The 24,340-nt window shown below is 67.4% G+C and carries 21 protein-coding genes; 9 read left to right on the top strand and 12 right to left on the bottom strand.

Features of this window, described 5'->3' with window-relative positions:
* Nucleotides 1–4 precede the first annotated feature (4 nt).
* On the bottom strand, nucleotides 5–1,213 hold the full coding sequence (gene mltA / locus ACYVKR_RS21525; RefSeq protein ID WP_460483020.1) for a murein transglycosylase A: 1,209 nt from the start codon (nucleotides 1,211–1,213) through the stop codon (nucleotides 5–7).
* On the opposite strand from mltA, the gene ACYVKR_RS21520 reads away from it, so the two are divergent.
* On the top strand, nucleotides 1,173–1,301 hold the full coding sequence (locus ACYVKR_RS21520) for a hypothetical protein (RefSeq protein WP_460483019.1): 129 nt from the start codon (nucleotides 1,173–1,175) through the stop codon (nucleotides 1,299–1,301). The genes mltA and ACYVKR_RS21520 overlap by 41 nt on opposite strands.
* 143 nt (nucleotides 1,302–1,444) lie before the next feature.
* Nucleotides 1,445–2,092, top strand: coding sequence for an OmpA family protein (locus ACYVKR_RS21515; protein ID WP_460483018.1), 648 nt, complete (start codon nucleotides 1,445–1,447; stop codon nucleotides 2,090–2,092).
* 92 nt (nucleotides 2,093–2,184) lie between these two features.
* On the opposite strand, the gene ACYVKR_RS21510 is transcribed toward ACYVKR_RS21515, so the two are convergent.
* From ACYVKR_RS21510 to ACYVKR_RS21495, 4 genes are read right to left on the bottom strand one after another with little or no spacing between them, the layout of a single operon-like run.
* Nucleotides 2,185–2,856: a response regulator transcription factor gene (locus ACYVKR_RS21510; protein WP_460483017.1), complete on the bottom strand. Its 672-nt coding sequence runs from the start codon at nucleotides 2,854–2,856 to the stop codon at nucleotides 2,185–2,187.
* Nucleotides 2,853–4,901 carry a sensor histidine kinase gene (locus ACYVKR_RS21505; RefSeq protein ID WP_460483016.1) on the bottom strand — a complete coding sequence of 683 codons (2,049 nt, stop codon included), beginning with the start codon at nucleotides 4,899–4,901 and terminating at the stop codon, nucleotides 2,853–2,855. The genes ACYVKR_RS21510 and ACYVKR_RS21505 overlap by 4 nt, the downstream gene beginning before the upstream one ends.
* Nucleotides 4,895–5,710 (bottom strand): carbon-nitrogen hydrolase family protein, encoded by an 816-nt coding sequence (locus ACYVKR_RS21500; RefSeq protein WP_460483015.1) that lies wholly within the window; start codon nucleotides 5,708–5,710, stop codon nucleotides 4,895–4,897. Before ACYVKR_RS21500 ends, ACYVKR_RS21505 begins: the two co-directional genes overlap by 7 nt.
* The gene (locus tag ACYVKR_RS21495) at nucleotides 5,707–9,957 is read right to left on the bottom strand and encodes a YhdP family phospholipid transporter (RefSeq protein ID WP_460483014.1); all 4,251 of its coding nucleotides are present in this window, start codon (nucleotides 9,955–9,957) and stop codon (nucleotides 5,707–5,709) included. Before ACYVKR_RS21495 ends, ACYVKR_RS21500 begins: the two co-directional genes overlap by 4 nt.
* A 99-nt stretch (nucleotides 9,958–10,056) precedes the next feature.
* On the opposite strand from ACYVKR_RS21495, the gene glnE reads away from it, so the two are divergent.
* Nucleotides 10,057–12,765 (top strand): bifunctional [glutamate--ammonia ligase]-adenylyl-L-tyrosine phosphorylase/[glutamate--ammonia-ligase] adenylyltransferase, encoded by a 2,709-nt coding sequence (gene glnE / locus ACYVKR_RS21490; RefSeq protein ID WP_460483013.1) that lies wholly within the window; start codon nucleotides 10,057–10,059, stop codon nucleotides 12,763–12,765.
* 422 nt (nucleotides 12,766–13,187) lie between these two features.
* Here the strand turns inward: glnE and ACYVKR_RS21485 are convergent, their stop codons facing one another.
* On the bottom strand, nucleotides 13,188–13,808 hold the full coding sequence (locus tag ACYVKR_RS21485) for a glutathione S-transferase family protein (RefSeq protein WP_460483012.1): 621 nt from the start codon (nucleotides 13,806–13,808) through the stop codon (nucleotides 13,188–13,190).
* Between the two features lie 145 nt (nucleotides 13,809–13,953).
* Here ACYVKR_RS21485 and purB point away from each other — a divergent pair, with 145 nt between their 5' ends.
* Together purB and ACYVKR_RS21475 are read left to right on the top strand one after the other, a co-directional pair.
* The gene (gene purB, locus ACYVKR_RS21480; RefSeq protein WP_460483011.1) at nucleotides 13,954–15,333 is read left to right on the top strand and encodes an adenylosuccinate lyase; all 1,380 of its coding nucleotides are present in this window, start codon (nucleotides 13,954–13,956) and stop codon (nucleotides 15,331–15,333) included.
* A 106-nt stretch (nucleotides 15,334–15,439) separates the two neighbouring features.
* Nucleotides 15,440–16,000 carry a YaeQ family protein gene (locus ACYVKR_RS21475; RefSeq protein ID WP_460483010.1) on the top strand — a complete coding sequence of 187 codons (561 nt, stop codon included), beginning with the start codon at nucleotides 15,440–15,442 and terminating at the stop codon, nucleotides 15,998–16,000.
* On the opposite strand, the gene ACYVKR_RS21470 is transcribed toward ACYVKR_RS21475, so the two are convergent.
* Nucleotides 16,001–16,414: a DUF3717 domain-containing protein gene (locus tag ACYVKR_RS21470; RefSeq protein ID WP_460483009.1), complete on the bottom strand. Its 414-nt coding sequence runs from the start codon at nucleotides 16,412–16,414 to the stop codon at nucleotides 16,001–16,003. It lies immediately after the preceding gene.
* Nucleotides 16,415–16,786: 372 nt separating this feature from the next.
* On the opposite strand from ACYVKR_RS21470, the gene ACYVKR_RS21465 reads away from it, so the two are divergent.
* From ACYVKR_RS21465 to ACYVKR_RS21455, 3 genes are all read left to right on the top strand, one after another.
* A complete protein-coding gene (locus tag ACYVKR_RS21465; protein WP_460483008.1) occupies nucleotides 16,787–17,530 on the top strand; it encodes a TerC family protein in 744 nt (247 codons plus the stop codon).
* Between the two features lie 78 nt (nucleotides 17,531–17,608).
* Nucleotides 17,609–18,040, top strand: coding sequence for a hypothetical protein (locus ACYVKR_RS21460; protein WP_460483007.1), 432 nt, complete (start codon nucleotides 17,609–17,611; stop codon nucleotides 18,038–18,040).
* 85 nt (nucleotides 18,041–18,125) lie between these two features.
* Entirely contained in the window at nucleotides 18,126–18,482 is a 357-nt protein-coding gene (locus ACYVKR_RS21455; protein ID WP_460483006.1) for a phage holin family protein, read from the top strand.
* Here ACYVKR_RS21455 and ACYVKR_RS21450 read toward each other — a convergent pair.
* Complete coding sequence (locus ACYVKR_RS21450) at nucleotides 18,450–20,108, bottom strand: M48 family metalloprotease (protein WP_460483005.1); 1,659 nt, start codon at nucleotides 20,106–20,108, stop codon at nucleotides 18,450–18,452. The two genes, ACYVKR_RS21455 and ACYVKR_RS21450, sit on opposite strands and share 33 nt — an antisense overlap.
* Before the next feature lie 152 nt (nucleotides 20,109–20,260).
* On the opposite strand from ACYVKR_RS21450, the gene moaC reads away from it, so the two are divergent.
* On the top strand, nucleotides 20,261–20,737 hold the full coding sequence (gene moaC, locus ACYVKR_RS21445; RefSeq protein ID WP_460483004.1) for a cyclic pyranopterin monophosphate synthase MoaC: 477 nt from the start codon (nucleotides 20,261–20,263) through the stop codon (nucleotides 20,735–20,737).
* A 152-nt stretch (nucleotides 20,738–20,889) separates the two neighbouring features.
* Here the strand turns inward: moaC and ACYVKR_RS21440 are convergent, their stop codons facing one another.
* The 4 genes from ACYVKR_RS21440 to sucD all read right to left on the bottom strand — a co-directional run bounded on the left by ACYVKR_RS21440 (nucleotide 20,890) and on the right by sucD (nucleotide 24,339).
* Nucleotides 20,890–21,414, bottom strand: coding sequence for a pilin (locus ACYVKR_RS21440; RefSeq protein WP_460483003.1), 525 nt, complete (start codon nucleotides 21,412–21,414; stop codon nucleotides 20,890–20,892).
* Between the two features lie 252 nt (nucleotides 21,415–21,666).
* The gene (locus tag ACYVKR_RS21435; protein WP_460483002.1) at nucleotides 21,667–22,323 is read right to left on the bottom strand and encodes an FHA domain-containing protein; all 657 of its coding nucleotides are present in this window, start codon (nucleotides 22,321–22,323) and stop codon (nucleotides 21,667–21,669) included.
* 318 nt (nucleotides 22,324–22,641) lie between these two features.
* Entirely contained in the window at nucleotides 22,642–23,322 is a 681-nt protein-coding gene (locus ACYVKR_RS21430) for a TerC family protein (RefSeq protein ID WP_460483001.1), read from the bottom strand.
* A gap of 120 nt (nucleotides 23,323–23,442) precedes the next feature.
* Nucleotides 23,443–24,339 (bottom strand): succinate--CoA ligase subunit alpha, encoded by an 897-nt coding sequence (gene sucD, locus ACYVKR_RS21425; RefSeq protein ID WP_460483000.1) that lies wholly within the window; start codon nucleotides 24,337–24,339, stop codon nucleotides 23,443–23,445.
* Nucleotide 24,340: the final 1 nt, after the last annotated feature.

The following is a 24,340-nucleotide window of genomic DNA, read 5'->3' as shown; positions in this document are numbered from 1 at the left end:
TGGATCAGCGCACGGCCGTCTTGCGCGGCCACAGCGCCCACAGGCGCAGCGGCTGCTTCACGCGGCCGGCGAAGTCGCCCGCCTCGTGGCCCCAGCCGGCAAAGTAGTCGGCGCGCACGGCGCCGACGATGGCGCTGCCCGTGTCCTGCGCCAGCACCAGGCGGCTGAGCTGCGCCGTGGGGCCGGGCGATGCCAGCCACACCGGCGTGCCGTAGGGAATGCTCTGGCGGTCCACCGCGATGGAGCGGCCCGGCGTGAGCGGCACGCCCTGCGCGCCGTTGGGGCCGAACTCGGCGTCCAGGCCCGACAGTGGCTCCTCGCGGAAGAACACGTAGCGCGGGTTGCTCCACATCAGCTCGTTGATGCGCGCCGGGTTCTGCGCGATCCAGGCCTTGATGCCGGGCCAGGTCGCGTCGCGGATCAGGCCCTGGTCGAGCAGCCACTTGCCGATGCTGCGGTAGGGCTGGTCGTTGGTGGCCGCATAGGCCACGCGGATCATGCGCTGCGAGCCGTCGGGCTCGGTGATGCGCACGCGGCCCGAGCCCTGGATGTGCAGCACCATCGCGTCCACCGGGTCGTTGACCCAGGCGATCACCTTGTCCTGCAGCTCGGCCTGCACCTGCGGCAAGGTCTCGATCTGCTGGCGCGTGAACCAGGGCTTTTTGCTGCCCAGGCTCGCCGGCGCGCGGTAGATCGGGATCGAGAAGCCGTTGCCCGGCAGGCGGCTGCCGTCGAGCATGGGCTCGAAGTAGCTGGTCAGCATGCCGTCGGGGTTGCCGTCGAGCGACTCAATGCGGTAGGGCTGGAAGCGCGCCTTCATCCAGGCCCGCTGCTCGTCGCCGGTGGCCAGGCTCATGCGCCGCACCTCGGAGCACAGCGCGGCGAACGGCGCGGCCGGGCGGCCGCAGCTCTTGATCCAGGCGTTCCAGGCCTCGTGCAGCGCATCGCTCTCCACGCCCGGCACCGACGACCAGTGCACCGGCACCCAGCGGCTCTTGAGCTGCTGGATCGGCGGCGGCAGCGGCTCGTTCGCATCGGGCGGCACGACCTCGATGCTGCCCGAGACCGGCGGCATGGGCGTGGTGGTCGATGGCTCCAGCGGCACATGTGTGCTCGAGCAGGCCGAGAGGATGCCTACAATCAGCGCCACCCCCACATTGCGTAGAGAAACGATGCTATTGATTCTGTTGGAAGCGCTGCTGGCCTTGGTCATACTCGTGGCGATCGTCTGGTGGACCATGTTTGCCGGTCGGAAAAAAGGTGAAATCGTACGCAAAGAAGATCAACCGCCGCGCGAATAGGGCATCCACCACGTAGGACTGGGCCGCTTGTTCGGTGATTTTTTACCATTATTAAGCATTGGTGCTGGCATTCGCCACGCGCGCTGTTCACAATCAAAAGCCACACGGATCCTTTCCGTTTTGCTTTTTTTGAGGAGTGAGTCATGAGCAAGAAAATCCTGATCTGCACCGTGGCCAGCATCGCCGTCCTGAGCGGCTGCGCCAACATGTCCGACACCCAGCGCCGCACCGCCACCGGCGCGGGCGTGGGCGCGCTGGGCGGCGCGGCCGTGGGCGCCATCGCCGGCGGCCATGCCGGCACGGGCGCCGTGATCGGCGCCGGCGTGGGTGCCCTGGGCAGCTACATCTGGTCGCAGCACATGGAAAAGCAGAAGCAGGAGATGCAGCAGGCCACGGCCGGCACCGGCGTGGTGGTGACGCAGACGCAGGACAACCAGCTCAAGCTCGACATCCCGAGCGACATCTCGTTCCAGACCAACCGCGCCGACATCCAGAGCAATTTCGCGCCCATCCTGGAGCGCTTCGCCGAAGGCCTGCGCAACAACCCGAACGCCCAGGTGCGCATCATCGGCCACACCGACAGCACCGGCACCGATGCCATCAACAACCCGCTGTCGCTGCAGCGCGCCGAGAGCACGCGCAACTACCTGACGGCCCGCGGCGTGAACGGCGCGCGCGTGCAGGTCGAGGGCATGGGCTCGCGCCAGCCGGTGGCCACGAACGACAGCTCCGAGGGCCGCGCGCGCAACCGCCGCGTGGAGATCTTCGTGGGCGAAGTCAAGCCCTCCTGATCCGCGCCGCAGCGCTACACAAGACAACGGGCCGCGAGGCCCGTTTTTTTGATCAAATATGGCTCCAGCGCTTGTCCAGCAAGCGCCATCAGCTATCTTTTTTGAGAATCCGACTGCGCACCCAGACCCACCCACTGGCTGTCGCGCAGCAGGTTGGCCAGCTCCACCGCGGACTTGACCTGCATCTTGTCGAACACGCGCGCGCGGTGCACCTCGACCGTGCGCACGCTGATCGCGAGCTGGTCGGCGATGAGCTTGTTGGGCAGGCCGTCGATCACCAGGCGCATCACGGCCTGCTCGCGGTCGGTCAGCTCGTCGACGCGGGCGCGCACCTGCTCGTGCTCGCGCATGCCGTCGAGGAAGGCGGCCGATGCCTCCAGCGCCTGCTCCACGCGATCGACCAGCGCGTTGTCGGAAAACGGCTTCTCGCAGAAGTCGAAGGCGCCGCGCTTGACGGTGGCCACCGCGGTGGGCACGTCGGCATGGCCGGTCAGGAAGATCACCGGCAGGCCAGCGATGTCGCCGCGCTCGACCATGCGCTCGAACAGCGCCAGGCCGCTCATGCCGGTCATGCGCACGTCGAGCAGCACGCAGGCCGGGTCGCGCTGCGGGCAGCTGCGCGCCGCGAGCATGGCATCGAAGGCCTCGGCCGAGTCGAAGCCTTCGCTCACCAGGCGGCGCGAGCGCAGCAGCCAGGCCAGCGCCTCGCGCACGCCGGCGTCGTCATCCACGATGTATACGGTTGCATTCAGAAGGGGCATCACTCTCCAGGATCGTTGCGCCAAGCGGGCATGGTAAAGCTGAACACGGTGCCGCGCGGCTCGTTGGCGCGGTAACTGAGGAAACCGCCATGCTGCTCCACCACGGTGCGGCACAGGCTCAGGCCCAGGCCCATGCCCTCTTCCTTGGTGGTGAAGAAGGGCGTGAACAAGCGCTTTTCCACATCGGCGGGAATGCCCTCGCCGCTGTCGGCCACGACGAACTCCACCCAGGCCCGGCCCGCCGTGCTGGAGGCGCGGCGCACCGCGATCTGCAGGCGGCGCTCGATGCAGCCGGGCACGTCCATGGCCTGCATGCCGTTGCGGCTGAGATTGAGCAGCACCTGCTCGACCATGGTGCGGTCGCAGTACACCGGCGGCACGTCCAAGGCCACGTCCAGGGCCACGTCGACGCGCAGCTTGTGGGCCTGCAGGCGCACCAGCGGCAGGATGGCGTCGATCAGCTCCTGCGGGGGCACCGATTCGCGCGACTGGTCGCGGCGGCGCACGAAGTCGTGCACGCTCTTGATGACCTTGCCCGCGCGCTCGGCCTGCTGGGCGATGCGCTCGACGGCCATGCGCACGTCGGGCAGGTCGTGGCGCAGCGTGGCCTCGTCGGCATCAGGCGGCAGCAGGTTGAGCGTGCCCGTGGCGTAGCTGGAGATCACGGCCAGCGGCTGGTTCAGCTCGTGGCTGAGCAGCGAGGCCATCTCGCCGACCATGGCCAGGCGCGCCGAGGCCTGCAGCCGCTCTTGCTGGGCGCGCGACAGCTCCTCGACACGGCGCTGCTCGCTGATGTCCACCACCGCGCTCATCCAGCCCGTGTGCTGGCCGGTGGCGGTGATCAGCGGCGCCTCGAAGACCAGCACCGGAAAGCGCGTGCCGTCCCGGCGCATGAACACCGACTCGTAGCGCTCGCGCGGCGGCGCCATGTCGGTGTAGCGCGTGCGGTGCCGCTGCAGGTATTCGTTCACCCGCTCGGGCGGCCAGTAGAGCGCGGGAATGTGCTGCTCCAGGATCTCCTCGGCCGTGAGGCCCACCATCTCGCAGAACGCCGGGTTCACGTAGGTGGTGTGGCCGCGCAGGTCGCGCGCGCGCAGGCCGGTGACCAGCGAGTCCTCCATGGCCTTGCGGAAGGCCAGCGCGTCGCCCAGGTCGCGCTCGGCCTTGAGGCGGCGGCGGTTGTCGCGCACCAGCACCACCAGCACGGTGATCAGCGCGATCGACATCACCGCCACCAGCGCGGTGAGCACGTTGGGGAACAGGTTGGGTGCCGCGTGCCAGCTGTCCACGCGCAGCACCAGCGTGGTGCCGGGCAGGTCCAGCAGCTGCTGCGAGGTGAACACCCGCGTGCCGCGCCGCGTGGTGCTGAGGCTGGCCAGGCGCGTGCCGTCGGGCTCGGTGAACGAGATCTCGTGGTTGCGCCGCAGCTTGTCGCTGACCAGGTCGGTGAGCACGTTCTGCAGCACGTAGGTGGCCACGACGAAGCCATGCAGCTGGCCGCCGGTGGCCACCGGCACACACAGCTCCACCAGTTCCGCGCCGGTACCGTTGCCCAGCGAGAGGAAGTAGCTGCCCGAGTATGACGGCGCGCCCGAGCGCTGCGCGCGCACGCAGGCGGTGTAGCTGTCGGAGTTCGCGTCGGTGCGGTCCACCGTGTGCCATTGCAGGTTCAGGTACGGCGTTTCCTCGACGGCCACGATGCGCTGGCGCGGCGTGCGCCATTCGACGTGCGCCAGCTCGCGGTGGTTGCGCAGCAGGTCGGCCGCATCGATGCCCCAGGCCATCATGTCGCCGTCGGCGCGGTACAGCGCACGCAGCTGGATGGCATTGCGGGCAAAGGCTTCGCGCACGTCGGCCACCGCATCGGCCACGTCGCGGTCCAGCCGCTGCTGCACCTGCGAGACCTCGTAGCGCCCCGTGAGCCAGACCTGCGTGACCAGGGTACCCAGCACCAGCAGCACCAGCGCCAGCCACAGCGACCAGCGGCGCCAGGCCTGGAGCCAGTGGCGCGCCACCCAGGCCGCCGTCCCCTCCAGCGCCTTCAGCATACGCGGTGCTGCAGGGCCGGCAGCTGGGCGCGCGCCTGCGTGAGCGCGGCGAAGTCCAGCTCCGCCAGCACCACGCCGGGGCCCTGCTCCTGCTGCGCCAGCACCTGGCCCCAGGGGTGCACCAGCATGCTGTGGCCCCAGGTGTGGCGGCCGTTCTCGTGCACGCCGCCCTGCGCCGCGGCCAGCACGAAGGCCAGGTTCTCGACGGCGCGCGCGCGCAGCAGCAGCTCCCAGTGCGCCTGGCCCGTGGTGTGGGTGAACGCGCTGGGCACCAGCAGCAGATGCGCGCCCGCCGCCGCGTGCTGGCGGTACAGCTCGGGAAAGCGCAGGTCGTAGCATACGGACAGGCCCACGGTCCAGCGCTGGCCGTCGCGGCTGGGCAGCTCGAACTGCACGGCCTCGCGCCCGGCGGTGATCACGCGGCTTTCGTCATAGGACTCGCGCTCGTTCGCGTAGCGGAACAGGTGGATCTTGTCGTAGCGCGCCACGCATTGGCCATCGGGTCCGTAGACGCAGTGGCTGTTGTAGACGTGCTGCGCGTCGGGCCCGGCCATGGGCAGGGTGCCGCCGGCGATCCACAGGCCCAGGCGCTGCGCGGCACCGGCCAGGAAATCCTGCACCGGCCCGCGGCCGGGCTGCTCGGCCAGCGCCAGCTTGTCGGTGTCGCGCTGCCCCATCATGCAAAAGTACTCGGGCAGCACCGCCAGCTCGGCACCGGCATCGGCCGCCTCCTGCAGCAGGCCCAGGGCCTGGTCGCGGTTGTGCGGCCAGCTCGTGGCCGAGACCATCTGGATGGCGGCTGCTTTCATGGTGTGCTTCCCGGTGAGGCTGGTTGGACAGCCGGATTATCGGCCGCGGCGCCGCCGGCCTTGCGGCTGCCGCGTGCCACGCGCTCCACCTCGGGGTTGCTCCAGGAGCCGGTGACCGAGAACTCCTGCGTCGCCGCCTGCATCAGCGGCCCGCGCAGGAAGGCCTGCGCCAGGAAGCTGCCCAGGCCGATCACCGGGTTGATGGCGGTGGCCACCAGCGAGGCCGTCATGGCGTTGATCTCCGGGATCACCACCACGTGCAGCTGTTGGGTTTCGTTCTGCAGCGAGGCCTTGCCCTCCAGCAGCACGGCGGCGCTCACGCCCTTCATCTGCAGGTTGTTGGTGGAGGCCACGCCGGCGGCGATCTTCACGTCGCCGCGCACGAAGTCGAAGGCGAAGCCCGAACTGAACACGTCCTTGAAGTCCAGCGTCAGCCGGCGCGGCAGCGACTGCAGGCTGAGCACGCCCAGCAGCTTGGCCAGGCCCGGGTCGGCCTTGAGGAACTGGCCCTGGCCCACGTCCATGTTCAGGTGGCCGTCCATGCTGCGGTAGTCGGGGTTGAAGGGGCTGCCCATCCAGCCCAGCGTGCCAGTGAGCTGGCCCTTGCCCTGGCGCACCACGCCCGGCATGCCCAGCCGCGCCAGCAGCGCGCCGGTGTCGCGCAGCTCCAGGCGCATCTCCAGCTGCGTGCGGCGCGGGCCGTCGCCCGGCACCGGGCCGGTGGCCGCGGCCTGCGGGCGGCCCCAGTCGCCGCTGGCGTGCAGGCTGGCGTCGTCGTTCTGGATGTTGAAGCTGGTCAGGTGCCACCAGGGCCGCGCCGCGGGCCCCTGGTTGACGGCCTGCAGCGCCAGCCGGCCGGCCGCGTGGCCGTGCCACTGCAGGTCGTCGACCACCACGTCGAGCGCCGGCAGCCGCTGCGGCTCCTTGCCCGGCACCTGGGGCGCGCGCACGTCCACGTCGGGCTCGTCGGCCTTCACGCGCAGCTGCGCCAGCCGTGCGACGATCTTGCCCGGGCCGCCGCTTTCCTGCTGGTACTCCAGCGTGCCGTCCGCGAGGCTGGAGCTGAGCTGGTTGGTCCAGCGCCGGCCGCTGCGGCTGCCGCGCAGCTGCAACTGGTTGACCTCCAGCGTCTGGTAGCGCAGCTGGCCCAGGTCCACGTCCCAGCGGCTGGGCAGGTAGTCCATCCACGGCGCCTCGGCAGCCGCGGACGGCTGGGCCGCCGGTGCGGACGGCGAGGACGGCGAAGACGGTGCCAGGGCCTCCGCCACCTTCAGCCAGTCTTCCACCGGCAGCTGCGGCAGGCGCACGCGCGCCGCCACGCCCTGGGCCGGCAACGGCAGCGCCGGGCCGTCGCCGACACGGATCGCGCCTTGCAACACCCGCGGTGCGGCGCCGGCCGAACGCACAAAGCTGACCGCGCCACGCGCGCCCAGGTCCACCTCGATGCGCTCGCGCTCGCCGGCATCGCCCTCGAAGCGCTGCACGAAGCGCAGCGGCCAGGACTCGGCCGCCGGCTTGGCCAATGGCGCGGGCAGGCGCCAGGCCAGGCCCTGCATGTCGCTGCTCACCAGGATCTGCGCCTGGCCGTGCGCGGCGCCCAGCTTCAGCGCGTAGCGCGTCTGCCCGTCGGCCCATTGCGCGAGCTGCGTCAGCGGGGTGAGCGAAGCCTGCCGCAGCCCCTGCGCGGTGGCCACGCCCTCGGCGCGCACGTCGAGCATGTCGGCTGCGGGTTTCGTGGCATCCATGCCGCCGCTCAGCAGCACCTCGCCGCCCAGCGCCTGCCCCTTCAGGTTCTGCAGCGCAAAGCCTTTTTCCGAGAAATGCACCGCGCCCGACACCGCCGCCACCGCGGGCGCGTCGGGGTGGAAATGGATGTCGTTGCCCGCGAGCTGCACGTTGCCATCGACCTTGGCATCGCGCATGCGGTGCACCGGCAGATCGAGGCGCAGCTGCAGCTGGGCGTTGCCGCTAGTGACGGCCTTGGACATGGCGTCCTCGGTCAGCGCCGCGATCTCCGAGCGCTTGACGGTGGCCAGCATGTCGGGCAGCGGCCCGCGCGCCTGGGCCGTGACCAGCACCCGCGTGTCCTCCAGGTCGGCGATGCGCGCCTGGGCCTGCTCCACGCGGATCTTGTCGTTGCCGTCGAGGATGCCCTTGGCATTGCGCACCTCCATCGAGGCGCGGTCGAACAGCAGCTCGCCCGACAGTCTGGAGAGCACCGGCCAGGGCTTTTCGCCCGGGGCCTGCAGCGACGCCGGCACGTAGGCGTAGTGCACGTCGCGCACCTGCGCGCTGATGCGGAACACGCCCGAGTCCGGCTTGCGGAACGGCACATCGTGCAGATCGCCCTTGACCTGGAACTGCACCGGGCCGGCCTCGCCGGCCACCACGGCGTCGCGCACGTAGTGGCGCGCATCGGCCGGAATCTCGAGCGGCAGGTAGCGGTGCACCCGGTTGCCCTTGGCGCGGCTGAGCTGGCCCGACAGATCGAGCACGCCCGGAAAGCGCGAGCCGCTGGACGAGCGTTTTTCGTCCGCGGTGCGCCAGTCGAAACGCGCCTGGCCCGCGGCATCGGCATTGGCAAAAGTGAACTTGTCGGATTCGACCCGGATGGCGTCGCCCGCCACCGTCCAGCGCACCTCGCCGTCGAGTTGGTCGAACGGCAGCACCGCCTCCTCGAACACCGTGGGCAGGTACAGCGCGCCGGGGCCGCCCTGGCCCATGCGGATGCGGGCCTTGCCGCCGCCGGCCGAGGCTTCGAGCGTGGCGCTCAGCCCCTGCAGGCCCCACTGCGCGGCGGCGCTCACCGGCCGCGCCTTGGCATCCTTCGTGCCCGACACGCCCATGGCCAGCTGCTCCACGTCGAGCGTGGCGCGCCAGTCCTGCGGCGCGTCCATGTCGCCGCGCCAGTGCGCCGCCGCCTGCTGCACGGTGCCTGCCGGGGCGTAGTCCGCCAGCCAGCGCCGCAGCGTGGCCGGCAGCGGCAGGCCGCGCGCCAGCGCGCTCACCGCCGCAATGTCGATGCTGTGCAGCTCCACGTCGGTCTCGCTCGGCTCGGTGCCCTGGGGGTAGGCATGCTCCACCCGCAGCCGCCCGCCGGGCCAGCGGCGGCCGTCGCCCATCTCGACCGCCAGCTGCTCGGTGAAGAAGCGGAAACCCTGGTCCGTCGTGGCACCGCCCAGCCGCCCCTGCACCGAGCGCAACACCAGCGGCTCCTGCGGCATCCAGGCCGCCTGCGACTTGGCATCCACGCAGGCATCGACGGCGGAGCTGTCTTGTTCGCTATTGTTTTTATAGCTTTTAGCGCTTGATGGTGTTGGGCTAGAGCACGATTTCTTCAAAATCCGCTGCGTGGGCCACTGCGCCAGCACGTCGCGCAGCGCCAGGTCCACGGTGCCGTCCTTGAGCTGCGCCTCGGCAATGTCCAGCCAGATGCGGGCCGAGCCCTGGCCCTGCTTGAGCGGCACCCATTCGGACAGGTAGGGCGCCATGCCCGCGGCGTCGAGCCGCGTGGCCTCGGCGAAGAGCTGGCCCGTCCAGCGCCGCATGTCGCCGCCATGCAGCGCCAGCAGCGGCTGGCGGAAGCGCCCGCGCAGCACAAGCTGCTCGCCCCAGGCGGACGGCGGCGTGACCGACACCTGCCATTCGTGGCGCAGGCCGGCATTGCGCAGCAGCAGCTGCACCTGGCTGAAGTCCACCGACGGCAGCTGGCGCTGCGCGTCCGTCCAGGTGACCTGCCCGCCCTCGATGACGATCTCGCGCTGGCGGAACAGCCAGTCGGCCGCGGTGTTGCTGCCCTCGCCCGGCGCCGCCAGCACCGGGATGCCGGCCACGCGGATGCCGCCATCGGCCTCGCGCCGCACCTGCAGCCGCGGCGAGCGAATCACGATCTGTTCGGCCCGCAGCGCCAGCAGCGAGCGCAGCGACAGCGCGACCTGCACCTGGTCGAGCTGCAGGCCGGGCGCTGCGTCGGGGTCGTCGGGCTGCAGCAGGCGCACGTCGTGCGCCCGCAGCGCCGGCACCAGGCCGCTGCTGCTGTCGGCCTCGAGCCGGCCTATGCGTACCGGCACCTCCAGCACCCGCGACAGGCGAGATTCCACACCGGGGCGAAAGTCATTGATACGGGGCACAATGCCCCAGTGCAGCACCGCCACCAATGCCGCCAGCACCAGGGCCACACCGGCCAGCAGGCGCATGGTCCAGCGCATCAGCCAGGCCAAAAGCTTGAGCGGGCGGGGCGGATGCACAGTCGATTCGAGCCTACAACGTGAAAAGAAAAAGATTATGACCTGCGGCCCCGACGGAAGTTTGCCAGCGGCCTTTTTGCAAGTGTGACGATTTGAACCATGACAGGATCCAACGATACCGCTCTGGCCGAGCATTCCCGCTTCTTCCAGCGCCTGCATCGCCGCTACGAAGACCTGTTCACGCTGCTGCCGCCCGGTGAGCCCACCCGCGCCAGCATGCAGCAGACGCTGGCCGCGCTGCAGCAGCAGGGCCAGCCGCTACCGGCGGCGCTGCGCATCCTGCGCCAGCTGGTGATGGAACGGCTGATCCGCCTGGACTGCGAGGCCCAGGCGCCGCTCGAAACCATCACCCGCGGCGTGACCGAGCTGGGCGAGCTGGCGCTGTCGGCCGCCTGCGAAGCCGCCCGCGCCGAGCTGGACCAGCGCCACGGCGCCCCGCAGGACACGAACGGCAACCCCGTGCAGCTGTGGATCATCGGCATGGGCAAGTTCGGCGCGCGCGAGCTGAACGTCTCCAGCGACATCGACCTGATCTACGTCTACGAGCACGACGGCGAGACCGCCGGCCTGCCCGACGGGCGCGGCCGCATCTCCAACCACGAGTACTTCTCGCGCGCCGTCAAGCTCATCTACCAGCTGATCGGCGAGACCACCGAGCACGGCTTCGTGTTCCGCGTCGACCTGGCGCTGCGGCCCAACGGCAACTCGGGCCCGGCCGCGATCTCGCTGTCCGCGCTGGAGGAATACCTGCAGGTCCACGGCCGCGAATGGGAGCGCTTTGCCTGGCTCAAGAGCCGCGTGGTCGCGCCGCGCGACTGCATCGCCCAGCCCCAGGTGCAGGCGCTGCGCGGCGTGGTGCTGCCCTTTGTGTTCCGCCGCTACCTCGACTACAGCGTGTTCGACTCACTGCGCTCGCTGCACCGCCAGATCCGCGACCATGCCAGCAAGCGCAGCGCCGGCCACCCCGAGCGCGCCAACGACGTCAAGCTCTCGCGCGGCGGCATCCGCGAGATCGAGTTCACCGTGCAGCTGCTGCAGGTGGTGCGCGGCGGACAGTTCCCCGAGCTGCGCTGCCGCCCCACGCTCGAGGCGCTGGAGCGGCTGGCCCGCTCCAACCTCATGCCGCAGGACACCGCACAGGCGCTGGCCGAGGCCTACACCTTCCTGCGCCGCGTGGAACACCGCATCCAGTACCTGGACGACCAGCAGACCCACGTGCTGCCCACGCGCGATGACGACCTGCGCTGGATGGCGCAGACCCTGGGCTATGCCGACTGCTGCGCCTTCTTGCACCAGCTCGACGCGCACCGCGAGTTCGTCGCCCAGGAGTTCGACAAGCTGCTCGGCGGCAAGCCCGCCTGCAAGAACGGCCAGTGCGGCGGCCCCAAGGCGGCAGCGGCGGCGCCGGACTTCGACGGCGTGCTCAGCCGCCTGCCCGAGGCCGTGCGCGAGCGCGTGCAGCAGTGGCAGAGCAACCCGCGCTTCGCATACCTGAGCGAATCGGGCCGCAACCGGCTGATCCTGCTGGTGCAGCGCACCGGCCAGTGGCTGGAGCAGGGCCAGGTCAGCGACATCGCCGCCCTGCGCCTGGCCGACTGGATCGAGCCCTTGCTGCGCCGCGAAAGCTACCTGGCGCTGCTGCTGGAACGCCCTGCCGTGCACGAGAAGCTGCTGCACCTGCTGGGCGCCGCCAAATGGCCGGCGCGCTACATGCTGCAGCACCCCGGCGTGATCGACGAGCTGGCCAGCGACGCGCTGATGCACGAGCGCTTCAGCGCCGCCGACTTCGAGGTCGAGCTGGAGCGCCGCCGCGCCTCGCTGCAATCCACCGGCGAGGACGACGACGAGAACCTGCTGAACCTGCTGCGCCGCGCCCACCATGCCGAGACCTTCCGCACGCTGGCCCGCGACGTGGAGCGGCAGATCACCGTCGAGCAGGTCGCCGACGACCTCTCGGCACTGGCCGACGCCGTGCTGCGCATCACCTCGCGCTGGTGCTGGGAGCGGCTGAAGAACCGCCACCGCGACGAACCCCAGTTCGCCATCATCGGCTACGGCAAGCTCGGCGGCAAGGAGTTGGGCTACGGCAGCGACCTGGACATCGTCTTCGTGTTCGACGACGAGGACGATCGCGCCCCCGAGGCCTACGCCGCCTTCGTGCGCAAGCTCATCAGCTGGCTCACCGTCAAGACCGGCGAGGGCGATCTGTTCGAGATCGACACCGCGCTCAGGCCCAACGGCAACTCGGGCCTGCTCATCACCAGCTTCGAGTCCTACGCCAACTACCAGCAGCAGCGCGGCAGCAACACCGCCTGGACCTGGGAGCACCAGGCCATGACGCGTGCGCGCTGCGTGCTGGGCGCGCCGGGGCTGGCACAGCGCTTCGACACCGTGCGCGAGGCCGTGATCACCGCGCCGCGCGACGCTACCGCGCTCAAGAACGAGATCGTCGCCATGCGCGAGCGCGTGCGCGGCGGCCATCCCATCGCCGCCGGGCGCTTCGATGTGAAGCACAGCGTGGGCGGCATGATGGATGCCGAGTTCGTCGTGCAGTACCTGGTGCTACTGCACGCCGGCCAGCACCCGGGCCTGGTCGCCAACCTGGGCAACATCGCGCTGCTGCAGCGCGCCGAAGCCGCCGGCCTGCTGCCCGCCGGCATGGGCCATGCCGCCGCCGATGCCTACCGCGAACTGCGGCGGGTGCAGCACACGGCGCGCCTCAACGAGGCCCCCACCCAGGTGCCCGATGCCGAGCTGGCCCCCCAGCAGCAGGCCATCCGCGCACTATGGAACTACGTACTGGGATAAGGTGGTAGGCGTTTAGGTTACTTTCAGATACAATAACCGCGACAATTCACAAAAATTCAAATTTTGTAGCAAGAAATACTGATACAACAAGCCATTGGCAGTAGGTTCAAAATCTCACTTTACGTATCTTTAAGGAAAAAGGTATGGAACTTTGGGCCATCGGACCTACTCTATTGGCAACGATGCCAGCCTTTCAAGGAACCGAAACCGCCGCATTGCCGAACCAGTTTATTGTTGCGAAGCCTTTCACCGCGTGACTGCAAGCCTGAAGTGCTTCTCCTCCCTCCCTCTCTATCATTCGCTTCGGGACGCTTCGCAACATTTTTCCAAGCCAACCCAGCCTTCGCGCTGGGTTTTCTTTTGCCTGGGCGGTGCGGGAAAAGCGGGGATGGCTTCGGCCTTGAGCGGGCGGCCGCCCGCCATCAGTCGGGACGGGTGGAGGCGAAGCTCGGCCGCTCTTCCAGCCGGTGCAGCAACTGCTCCAGATTGGGATAGGGGCGGCGCCAGTCGAGTTCGGGGCAGCGGAAATCGAGCCAGGCCAGCATGCAGCCCACGGCCAGGTCGGCCAGGCTGATGTGGATGCCGTTGCCCAGGCAATACGGCTTCTTGCCCAGGCCGTTGCTCAGGTATTCGAGGCCGGCCCAGACCTTGCCGGTCTGCCGCTCCATCCAGGCCTGGCTGCGCTGCTCGGGCGTACGGCCCTCGAAGATGTTTTCCAGCCGCACCAGCACGGCGGCGTCGAGCACGCCGTCGGCCAGCGCCTCCCAGGTCTTGACCTCGGCGCGCTCGCGGCCCACGCTGGGAATCAGCTTGCCCACCGGCGACAGGGTGTCGAGGTACTCGACGATCACGCGCGAGTCGAACAGCGCCTCGCCGTCGTCCAGCACCAGGCAGGGCACCTGGCCGAGCGGGTTGACCTGGGCGATGCGGGTGTCGGTCGACCATACGTCTTCCAGCTCCAGCCGGTAGTCGAGCTTCTTTTCCGCCATGACCACGCGCACCTTGCGCACATAGGGACTGGCCTTGCTTCCAATCAGTTTCATGGTGTGTGGGGAGTGAGTCATTGCCGGTCCGGCCGGCGGCCGGAATCCACCCGTTTTCTTGATGAAATTCTGTTGATCCAGGATTCTAGCGATGGATTGCCATCCGCCCCCGTCGACTTGGGGTCAGCACCTACAATAGCGGCCCATGAGCCTCACGTCCCTTACCGCCCTTTCTCCGCTGGACGGCCGCTATGCCGCCAAACTCGCCGACCTGCGCCCCATCATGAGCGAATTCGGCTACATGCATCGCCGCGTGCAGGTGGAGATCACCTGGTTCATCGCGCTGTCCGATGCCGGCTTTGCCGAGTTCCCGCCGCTGTCCGACGGTGCGCGCAGCTACCTGCACGGGCTGGTGAGCCATTTTTCGGAAGCCGACGCCCAGGCCATCAAGGACATCGAGAAGACCACCAACCACGACGTGAAGGCCGTCGAGTACTGGATCAAGAGCAAGTTCGACGCCCGCCCCGAGCTGCTCAAGGCCGCCGAGTTCGTGCACTTCGCCTGCACCAGCGAGGACATCAACAACACCAGCCACGCGCTGCAGATCCGCGCCGGGCGCGACCAGGTCGTGCTGCCGGGGCTGGACCGCGTCATCCTCAAGCTGCGCGAGATGGCGCACCAGTACGCCGCCGTGCCCATGCTCAGCCGCACGCACGGCCAGACCGCCAGCCCCACCACCGTGGGCAAGGAAGTGGCCAACGTCATCGCCCGCCTGCAGACGGCGATGGACCGCATCGCCGGCGTGAAGCTGCTGGCCAAGATGAACGGCGCCGTGGGCAACTACAACGCCCACCTGTCCGCCTGGCCCGAGTTCGACTGGGAGGCGTTCAGCCAGAAGGTCATCGAGACGCACGAACCTGCGGGCCTGGGCCTCACCTTCCAGCCCTACTCCATCCAGATCGAGCCGCACGACTACATGGCCGAGCTGTTCGATGCCGTGGCGCGCGCCAACACCATTCTGATCGACCTGTCGCGCGACATCTGGGGCTACGTGAGCGTAGGCTACTTCAAGCAGCGCCTGAAGGCCGGCGAGATCGGCTCGTCGACCATGCCGCACAAGGTCAACCCCATCGACTTCGAGAACGCTGAAGGCAACCTGGGCCTGGCCAACGCGCTCTTGCGCCACCTGGCCGAGAAGCTGCCCGTCAGCCGCTGGCAGCGCGACCTGACCGACTCCACCGTGCTGCGCAACATCGGCGTGGCGCTGGGCTACGCGGCCCTGGCCTACAGCTCGCTGATGACCGGCCTGAACAAGCTCGAACTCAACGAAGAGCGCCTCGCCGAAGACCTGGACAACGCCTGGGAAGTGCTGGCCGAGCCCATCCAGACCGTGATGCGCCGCTACGGCGTGCAGGGCGCCTACGAGAAGCTCAAGGAAGTGACGCGCGGCAAGACCGTGCGCGCCGAAGACTTGCACCGCCTGATCCAGAGCCTGGAGATCCCCCAGGCCGACAAGGACCGCCTGCTGGCCATGACGCCCGCGAGCTACGTGGGCAAGGCTGCCGAGCTGGCCAAGCGCATCTGACAAAAACCATAGCTGCTGGCGCTTACCAGTAGCCATTTCTTAATACAAAGAGCTGCCAAAACAAGCCATGGCTTGCGCTGGCAGCTCTTGTTTTTATAGCAACCGCATGGCGCTGAAATCCACCATCTTCAAGGCGAACCTGTCCATCGCCGACATCGACCACGGCTACTACGCCGACCACGCGCTCACGCTGGCCCGCCACCCCAGCGAGACCGACGAGCGCATGATGGTGCGGCTGGTGGCTTTGGCCTTCAACGCCCACCAGCTCAACGACGTCTGCAACGGCGACGGCACGCTGGCCTTTGGCGCCGGCCTGTCCGACCCGGACGACCCGGACATCTCGCTCACCGATTTCACCGGCGCCAAGCGCCTGTGGATCGAGGTCGGCCAGCCCGAGGAAAAGCCGCTGGCCAAGGCCTGCTCCAAGGCCGACAGCGTCATGGTCTATGCCTTCCACCACGCGGCGGAAGTCTGGTGGAAAGGGCTGGAGAACAAGGTCAGCCGGCTCGACAAGCTGCAGGCCTGGCGCATTCCCGCCGAAGCCTCCCAGGCCCTGGCGCAGTTGGCCGAACGCAGCATGCAGCTGCAGGCCACGGTGCAGGACGGCGCGCTGATCCTGAGCAGCACCAAGGGCGACGTGCAGATCGAGCCCCTGCGCTGGAAATAACTACTTGCCCAGCTCCCGCGCGCGCTCGGCGTAGCGGTTGAAGCGCCAGGCCGAGCCCGACTCGGTGATGCGCCGCCACACCATGCGCTTTTGCACCGGCGTGTAGGCCAGCCAGTGCTGCACCTCCTCGAAGGTACGGCCGCAGCCCTTGCAGTCCGCATCGCCCTGGCTGGTGGAGCAGATCGCGATGCAGGGCGTATCCGGCGTGGTCTCGTACCAGGCCAGCCAGGCCCACAGTGCCTCGTCGGGCATGGCGTCCTCGGGCCAGGCATCCACCTGCTGGAACACCATGCGCGCATACAGCTCCGCCAGCGCGCACACCTCGGGCGCCAGCGCCAGCCCGGGCCCGCTGGGCGATTGCGCGCGCCAGTGGTTGATGGCGGATTCGATGTCGGTGATGTGGATGCTTGGCATGGCGAAGCCCTGCATCATAGCCCGGCGGCGGCACTATCTCCTGCGACATCCTAGGGTTTCTACCCGGTGACGGACGGCGCATCTGTGTTCCAATTCCGCCTGCGAAGGGGAGTAGTTCTCGCTCGGCAGCGCCAGCCACCTGGCAACGCCAAGATGTCATGGGTCGTCAATCCGTAGCCTTGATGGCTTCCGGCCCATGAAGTCCGCCACCTGGCGGGCTGAACAAGACCTTCGAAAACCCGTTGTGCTGAATGCAGGGTCTTTCGAAGCCGCTCCTCCACGGCCTGTTTCCGATGCGATACAGGCGTGAACGCAGCCTCCACAGCCCCTCACCAGCCTTCCATACATAAGCATTGGTTTGAAGGTGTTTCGATGGACTTGGATTTCTTGACACATGCCCCGTTCTGGATCGCTCTGGGGCAGATCATCATCATTGACATTTTGCTCGGCGGCGACAACGCCGTCGTCATCGCGCTGGCCTGCCGCCGGCTGCCGCCGGACCTGCGCCGCAAGGGCATCATCTACGGCACGGCCGGTGCCATCGTGCTGCGCGTCATCCTCATCGCCTTCGCCATGTACCTGCTGGCGCTGCCCTTCCTGAAGTTCGTCGGCGCCATCCTGCTGGTCTGGATCGGCGTGAAACTGCTGGTGCCCGAGGAAGACGGCCACGGCAACATCGAGGGCAGCGAGAAGCTGCTGGCCGCCATCAAGACCATCATCGTCGCCGACCTGGTGATGAGCGTCGACAACGTGATCGCCATCGCCGGCGCCGCGCAGACTGCCGGCCAAGATCACCAGATGCTGCTCGTCGTGCTGGGCCTGCTGATCAGCATCCCGATCATCGTCTGGGGCAGCCAGCTGGTCATCAAGCTGATGGAGCGCTATCCCCTCGTCATCACGGCCGGCGGCATGCTGCTGGGCTGGATCGCCGGCGGCATGCTGGTGACCGACCCGGTCTTCGCCAACCACGACAAGTGGACCTGGATGTTCAAGCTCGACCAGGGCAAGACCCTGACCTACGCTGCTTCGGTGGCCGGTGCACTGCTGGTGCTGGCCCTGGGCAAATACTTCGCCGCCCGCAAAAACCGGGAACTCCCGGCCGACGGCGCCGCCTAAGCAGGTATTGGGGGAAACAGGTTCGACCCAGACGGGCCGAACCGTTATCCTCCCATCTACCCGCAGCCCGGAACCACCATGCAAGTCAAAATCGCCTTCGTCGACGACTCGGCCCACGCGCTCCAGCACTGGAGCGCGCTGCCCGCACAGCCGGACACCCATTGGGTGCTCGTGGCCTGCGCCCCCAAGATCACCCGGCGCGCCAGCCGTTGGGGCAACCGCAGCACGCTGGACAAATGGCGCAACAAATGGGCCCGCAACCTGTTCGACGACCTGCTCGCCCGCAGCCAGCATCTGCGCCAGGGCACGGTGAGCACCCAGGTGGCCGAAGCCGCGCTGCAGCAGATCACCATGCAACTGCATGCCGAGCATCCGGGCGCCGAGTTCATGGACTGGCGCCGCCCCAAGGCGATCTCGGCCCCGCCCGACGCCACGCCCCACACGGGCGGCCGCCTCACCACCGCGCTGGCGGGCCTGTTCGGCCTCTGCCTGACGCTGGGCCTGGACTGATGCCCGAGGCCTATTGCCTCTCTACAATAGGCCGCATCTCCAACCAGACCCGACGGCTTCACCCCCTGGAGCCGCTTCACGCACCATGAACCTGCTCATCAAATGGCTGCTCTCCGCCGTGGCGCTGCTGTGCGTCGCCTACCTGTACAGCGGCGTCGAGGTGCACAGCTTTGGCGCGGCGCTGTTGGCGGCGCTGGTCATCGGCCTGTGCAATGCCATCGTGCGGCCGGTGCTGGTGGTGCTGACGCTGCCCGTCACGCTGGTCACGCTGGGGCTCTTTCTCTTCGTCATCAACGCGCTGATGTTCTGGGCCGCCGCCTCGCTGTCGGGCAGCGGCTTCCAGGTGCACGGCTTCTGGGCCGCGCTGATCGGCTCGGTGCTGTACTCGCTGATCTCGCTGGTGATCGAATCACTTGTCGGCCGCCTGCTCCTTCGCCAGTGACTGCATCTCGCGCAGCCGCGTGTCGATGATCGACGCCTCGAAATAATCCGCCCCCGGCCCGCCCTTGCGCGCCAGATCCTGCCCGGCCTTGAGCCGGTCCACCGCCGCCGCGTAGTCGTATTGGGCCGCCCTGGCCTCGGCATCGGCGCGCACCGCGCGCAGCGGCTGGCCCTGCAACTGCCATAGCGCCGACAGCGCCTGCCAGGCCGGCGCATCGCGCGGCTGCGTGGCCGTGATGGTCTGCAGCCCGCCGGTCAGCGTCTTGATCAATGCCTCGTGCTGTGCCGCACCGCTTGCACCGAGCCGCACCAGCGCCTGCGTGGCCAGCAGCCCATCGGTGCGGCGCTGGCCGCTGTCGCCGGCCATCGCCGGGGCCGCCGCCACCGGCGCCCGGGGATCGGCATCGGCGATTGACAGCGACTGGTCCGCACCGCGCGAAATCACCGCCGACGACACGGTGCCCGTCATCGCGTTCTCGACTGCGGTGACCTGCGCTCCGGCCGCTGCAGGCGCGGCCCCATTGCCTGCTTGCAGCATTGGCTCCAGCGCCTGCAGAGCCTGGGCCGGCTGGCGAGCCGCCAGCGCCAGATCGGCCTGCAGCAGCCGCGCCTGGCGCAGCGCCTCGCCCTGGCCATGGGTCTGCACCAGTTGCAGCAATTGCTCCCACAGCGTCTGGGCCTGCGCATGCTGGCCCAGCTGGCTGCAGGCCAGTGCCGCGGCATACAGGTCCGCCGCCTGCTGCGGCGGGGCCTTGCGGGCAAACGTGCTGTTGGCCGGCTGCTCGGCCCATTGCCGCAGCGCCCCGGGCCCGGGGCGCGAGAGCACGCGGGCACGCGCGCCCATCATCTGCGCCACCAGGCCGCTGTCCTGCCCCGCCATCGACGAGCGCGCGCCCGCCGGCAGGCGCGACTGCATGTCGGCAATGCGCTGCGTGGTCAGCGGGTGGCTGCGCAAGTAGGGCCAGCTGCCGTTGTCGTTGATGCGGCTGGCCTGCTCCAGCTTCTCGAACATGGTCACGAAGCCACCCTGCGCAAAGCCGCCAGGCTGCATCAGGCCGAAGCCGGTGCGGTCGGCCTCGCGCTCCATGTCGCGCGAGAAGTTCAGCTGCGTCTGCACCACCGCCGCCGTGCCGCCGATCGCCAGCGCCTGCGCGGCGGCGGGGTTCTTGCTGGCGGCCAGCGCGCCCAGGATCATGCTGCCGATCATCACCGGCGTCATGCGCTTTTCCTGCGCCATCATCCGCGCGATATGGCGCTGGGTGATGTGGCTGATCTCGTGCGCCAGCACCGAGGCCAGCTCGTCGCGGCTGCCCACCACGCCGATCAGCCCGGTCTGCACGCCCATGAAGCCGCCGGGCAGCGCGAACGCATTCACCGTCGGGTCGCGGATCAGCAGCACCTGCCAGGCAAAGCGCTCGGCCTGCTCCTCGCCCAGATTGCCGCGCTGCTTGGCGGCCGCCACCAGGTGCTGCCAGATGCCGTTGACGTACTCGTACAGGATGGGGTCGTCGATGTAGTCCGGGTCGCGGTAGATCTGCTGCATGATGCGATTGCCCAGCCGGCGCTCGTCGCTGGTCGTCATCTCGGCCCCCTCGCCCATGGCCGGCAGATGGCTCTGTGCGTGCACCAGCGGCACGATCCCCCAGGCACTTGCTCCTAAAAAAAGAGCTGTCAGCGCTTTCTGCAATTGCGTTTGACGGCGTTTTTTCATCATATCCATAAGAGTTGGCATGCTCCCGTATGATGCACTGCCAAGGCAACAGTTTCGCCGGGATACACATGAACACCCTTACCCACTTCGACGCGCAGGGCCAGGCCCACATGGTCGACATCGGCGCCAAGGCCGCCACGCACCGCATCGCCATCGCCCAGGGCCGCATCGAAATGCAGCGCGCCACGCTGGACCTCATTGCCGGCGGCACGGCCAAGAAGGGCGACGTGCTCGGCATCGCCCGCGTCGCCGGCATCATGGGGGCCAAGAAGACCAGCGAGCTGATCCCGCTGTGCCACCCGCTGGCGCTCACCAAGGTAGCCGTCGAGTTCGAACTGCTGCCCGAACCCTGCGCCGTGCAGTGCACCGTGCGCACCGAGACCACCGGCCAGACCGGCGTGGAAATGGAAGCCCTGACCGCCGTGCAGGTCGCCCTGCTCACCATCTACGACATGTGCAAGGCCGTGGACAAGGGGATGGTGATGACGGGGGTGCGGCTATTGGAAAAGCACGGGGGGAAGTCGGGGAGTTTTGTGGCGGGGTGAGACAATTGCCATTGGAGCAAAGTGTCAGCAGGCTAGCCACTTCTCAACCCTTGATAAGCATACTTAGCAGCAAACCGCCCCGTAAAGCGTCTGCTTAAGCACAAATGCAAAACCTTCCCGAAGGAAGGTTTTGCAGATTCAGCGCGTGGAGATTACTTGCACGAACCGGGAGCGTACTTGGCCATGTCGCCGGTGGACTTGCAGATCCACTCGCTAATTTGCTTGCCCTGGCTCTTATCAACTGCAGAGGTCACATCGACGGCCGCGCCGGCGATCATCGGGCTGAGCGTCAAAGAGCCGGTGGGAGACGCGGTGGTGATGCCAAGGGCGGTAAATTCCGGAACAACGGTAATAACGCCGTCCTTGGAAGTGGTGATGCTCAAAACCATCTTGGTCGGACCAGCACCTGAAGTGCCTGCGGTGTTGGCTTCGCAACCCCAGCCGTTGGCAGTCGAGGAGACGTTGTCATTGCGCATGGTTTGCACAGCTTCGCTGATGGTGGTGCGGCATTGCGAGGCAGCCAGCACCACTTCAGAAGCACGTGCCTTGATGGTGTAGTCCTTATAAGCCGGCAGCGCCACGGCAGCCAGGATACCGATAATCGCCACCACGATCATCAGTTCGATCAGCGTAAAGCCCTTTTGCAGAGCGCGCTTTGTACGGTTCATGCGGTTCATGTTCATTCCTCTCTATCAGCGAAAGCTTGGTAGCCCACGGAGACATTCCGCAGGTCCGCGGCTATAGAGGCAATCGGCATGCCAGCCCGGCACGGCCACACAAACGTAACCAAAAGCGACAAATTTGCGCTTATTTGTTAAAAATTGACGATCTTGTCTTACATTTTTGTAAGCAGCCGTGAGGGGTCGTCGATAGCGGCCCAAGCGCCGCATTGCGCCATAGCTGCGAGTGAGACCGGCAGGGAGGCCTGCTCAGTGCCCCGTGAACTCGTACACGATGCCCGCCAGCGCCACGCGGTCGCCGTGGCGCAGGGGCTGGGCCTCGGTGCCCAGGGGCTGGCCATTGAGGGTGGCTTCGTCGCGGCCGTCGAGCTTGTTGATGACGTAGCCGTGCTGGCGGCGGATGACGGCGGCGACGGCCACGCCCAGCTTGCCGATGGTGGTGACGACCTTGGCGAGGTCGATGTCCTTGTCGTTGCCCGAGACCACCCGCAGGCAGGCGCTGACCAGCGAGGGGGAAGGCACCGAGTCGGGCATGGCGCCGAGTTCGATCGGAGCGGTGTGCGAGTACTCGGCGCCCCACAGTTCCGAGATGGCGGCCGGGCCAGTGGCCTCGGGGAGCGCGGCATCGCCGATGCCTGCCATATGGTGGTCGAGCAGGAAGCGGACGCGGGCCGTGCCAATGTCGATGAGGTCGCCGCTTTGCAGCACGCGGGTGCGCATGCGCACGCCGTTGACGCGGGTGCCGTTGGTGCTGTCGAGGTCTTCGACCATCACGATGCCGGTCTGCTGGTCGTGGATGAAGACGGCATGCTCGGCACTGACAGACCTGTCAACCAGGACCAGATCGTTGGCCGGATGGCGGCCGAGCGTGGTCCTCGGCTGCCCGAGCACGATATCGTGCAGCACAGATCCATTAATAGAAACAATGAGTCTCGGCGTTTTCATACTTCAGGGCAATTGTACGATGGTCATCCCCATTTGTTTCAATTTGTTATTTTGTTGACATTTGTGAGTAGAGGATCGATCGTGGATCTCCAATACATACTCAACACCCGTACCGATGAAGGAATAAAAGACTATTGAAAAAATAGAATGGACAGTTTGTCTTGATGGAAATCCATCCCGGCATGCAAAGGCGCCGATGCGCAATAGCCGCTCATCGCCTGCTTTGGACAACAAAAAAGCGCCCGAAGGCGCCTTTCTGCTGGAGTGTGAAGGGGTTTGCTAGGCGGCCTGGGCGTGGCGCTTCTTGAGCAAGGTGCCCACGGCGACCACCAGGATGGCGCCAGCGGCGGCTGCGACGTAGTGCAGTATCGGGAAGGATTCGAGCGCACCATGCAGGGCCCGGTCGCTCATGATGGTTTCGCCGGCCACCCAACCGATGAGGGCCGCACCCAGCACGATGATGACGGGGAAACGCTCCATGAGCTTGATCATCAGCGTGGAGCCGAAGACCACCAGCGGGATGCTGATGGCCAGGCCCAGGATGAGCAGCACCATGTTGCCCTGGGCCGCGGCGGCCACGGCGATCACGTTGTCCAGGCTCATCACGAGGTCGGCGATCAGGATGGTGCGGATGGCGACCATCATGCTGCTATGGCCCTTGCCTTCGCCTTCTTCGCCCTCGTCGCCGGTGAGCAGCTGCAGGCCGATCCACAGCAGCAGGCAGCCGCCCACGATCTGCAGGAAGGGCAGTTCCATCAGCTTGGCAGCCACGACGGTGAGCACGATACGCAGCACCACGGCCGCGCCCGAGCCGAACATGATGGCCTTGCGCTGCTGCTCAGGAGGCAGCGAGCGCGCCGCCAGGGCGATGACCACGGCGTTGTCGCCCGACAGGATGATGTTGATCCAGATGATCTTGACCAGCCCGATCCAGAAGTCGGGGGTGCTGAGAAATTCCATGTTGATCTCCGCTGTTATGAATGTAAAGACGCCAGCATCCGAGGAGCTGGCGTCTTCTTTTATGCAGATGCGCAGTGTAGCGAGGCAGGCCGCCTCGCGCATGCGTAATTTTGCGTATCTTTACTTGATCAGTGCCTGCAGCAGGCGGCCCATCTCGGAGGGGTTGCGGGTGATGGTGAAACCGCACTCTTCCATGATGGCCAGCTTGGCATCGGCCGTGTCGGCACCGCCGGAGATCAGCGCGCCGGCATGGCCCATGCGCTTGCCGGGAGGCGCGGTCACGCCGGCGATGAAGCCGACCACGGGCTTCTTCATGTTGGCCTTGCACCAGCGGGCGGCTTCGGCCTCGTCGGGGCCGCCGATCTCGCCGATCATGATCACGGCGTCCGTGTCCGGATCGTCGTTGAAGGCCTGCATCACGTCGATGTGCTTGAGGCCGTTGATCGGGTCGCCGCCGATGCCGACTGCGGAGGACTGGCCGATGCCCAGCTCGGAGAGCTGCGCCACGGCTTCATAGGTCAGCGTGCCGGAGCGCGAGACCACGCCGATGCGGCCCTTCTTGTGGATGTGGCCGGGCATGATGCCGATCTTGATCTCGTCGGGCGTGATCAGGCCGGGGCAGTTGGGGCCCAGCAGCAGGGTCTTCTTGCCGCCGGCGGCTTCCTTGGCCTTCATCTTGTTGCGCACTTCGAGCATGTCGCGCACCGGGATGCCTTCGGTGATGCAGATCGCCAGGTCCAGGTCGGCTTCCACGGCTTCCCAGATCGCAGCGGCTGCGCCTGCCGGGGGCACGTAGATCACCGACACGGTGGCGCCGGTTTCCTTGGCGGCGTCCTTGACCGAACCGAAGATCGGAATGTCGAAGATCTTCTCGCCCGCCTTCTTGGGGTTCACGCCAGCCACGAAGCAGTTCTTGCCGTTCGCGTATTCCTGGCACTTTTCCGTATGGAATTGGCCCGTCTTGCCGGTGATGCCCTGGGTGATGACCTTGGTGTCTTTGTTGATGTAGATAGACATG

It is taken from the genome of Comamonas humi (assembly GCF_054782535.1).
Note: the sequence above shows the minus strand (reverse complement) of the source record. Positions and strands in the feature narration are given on the sequence as shown.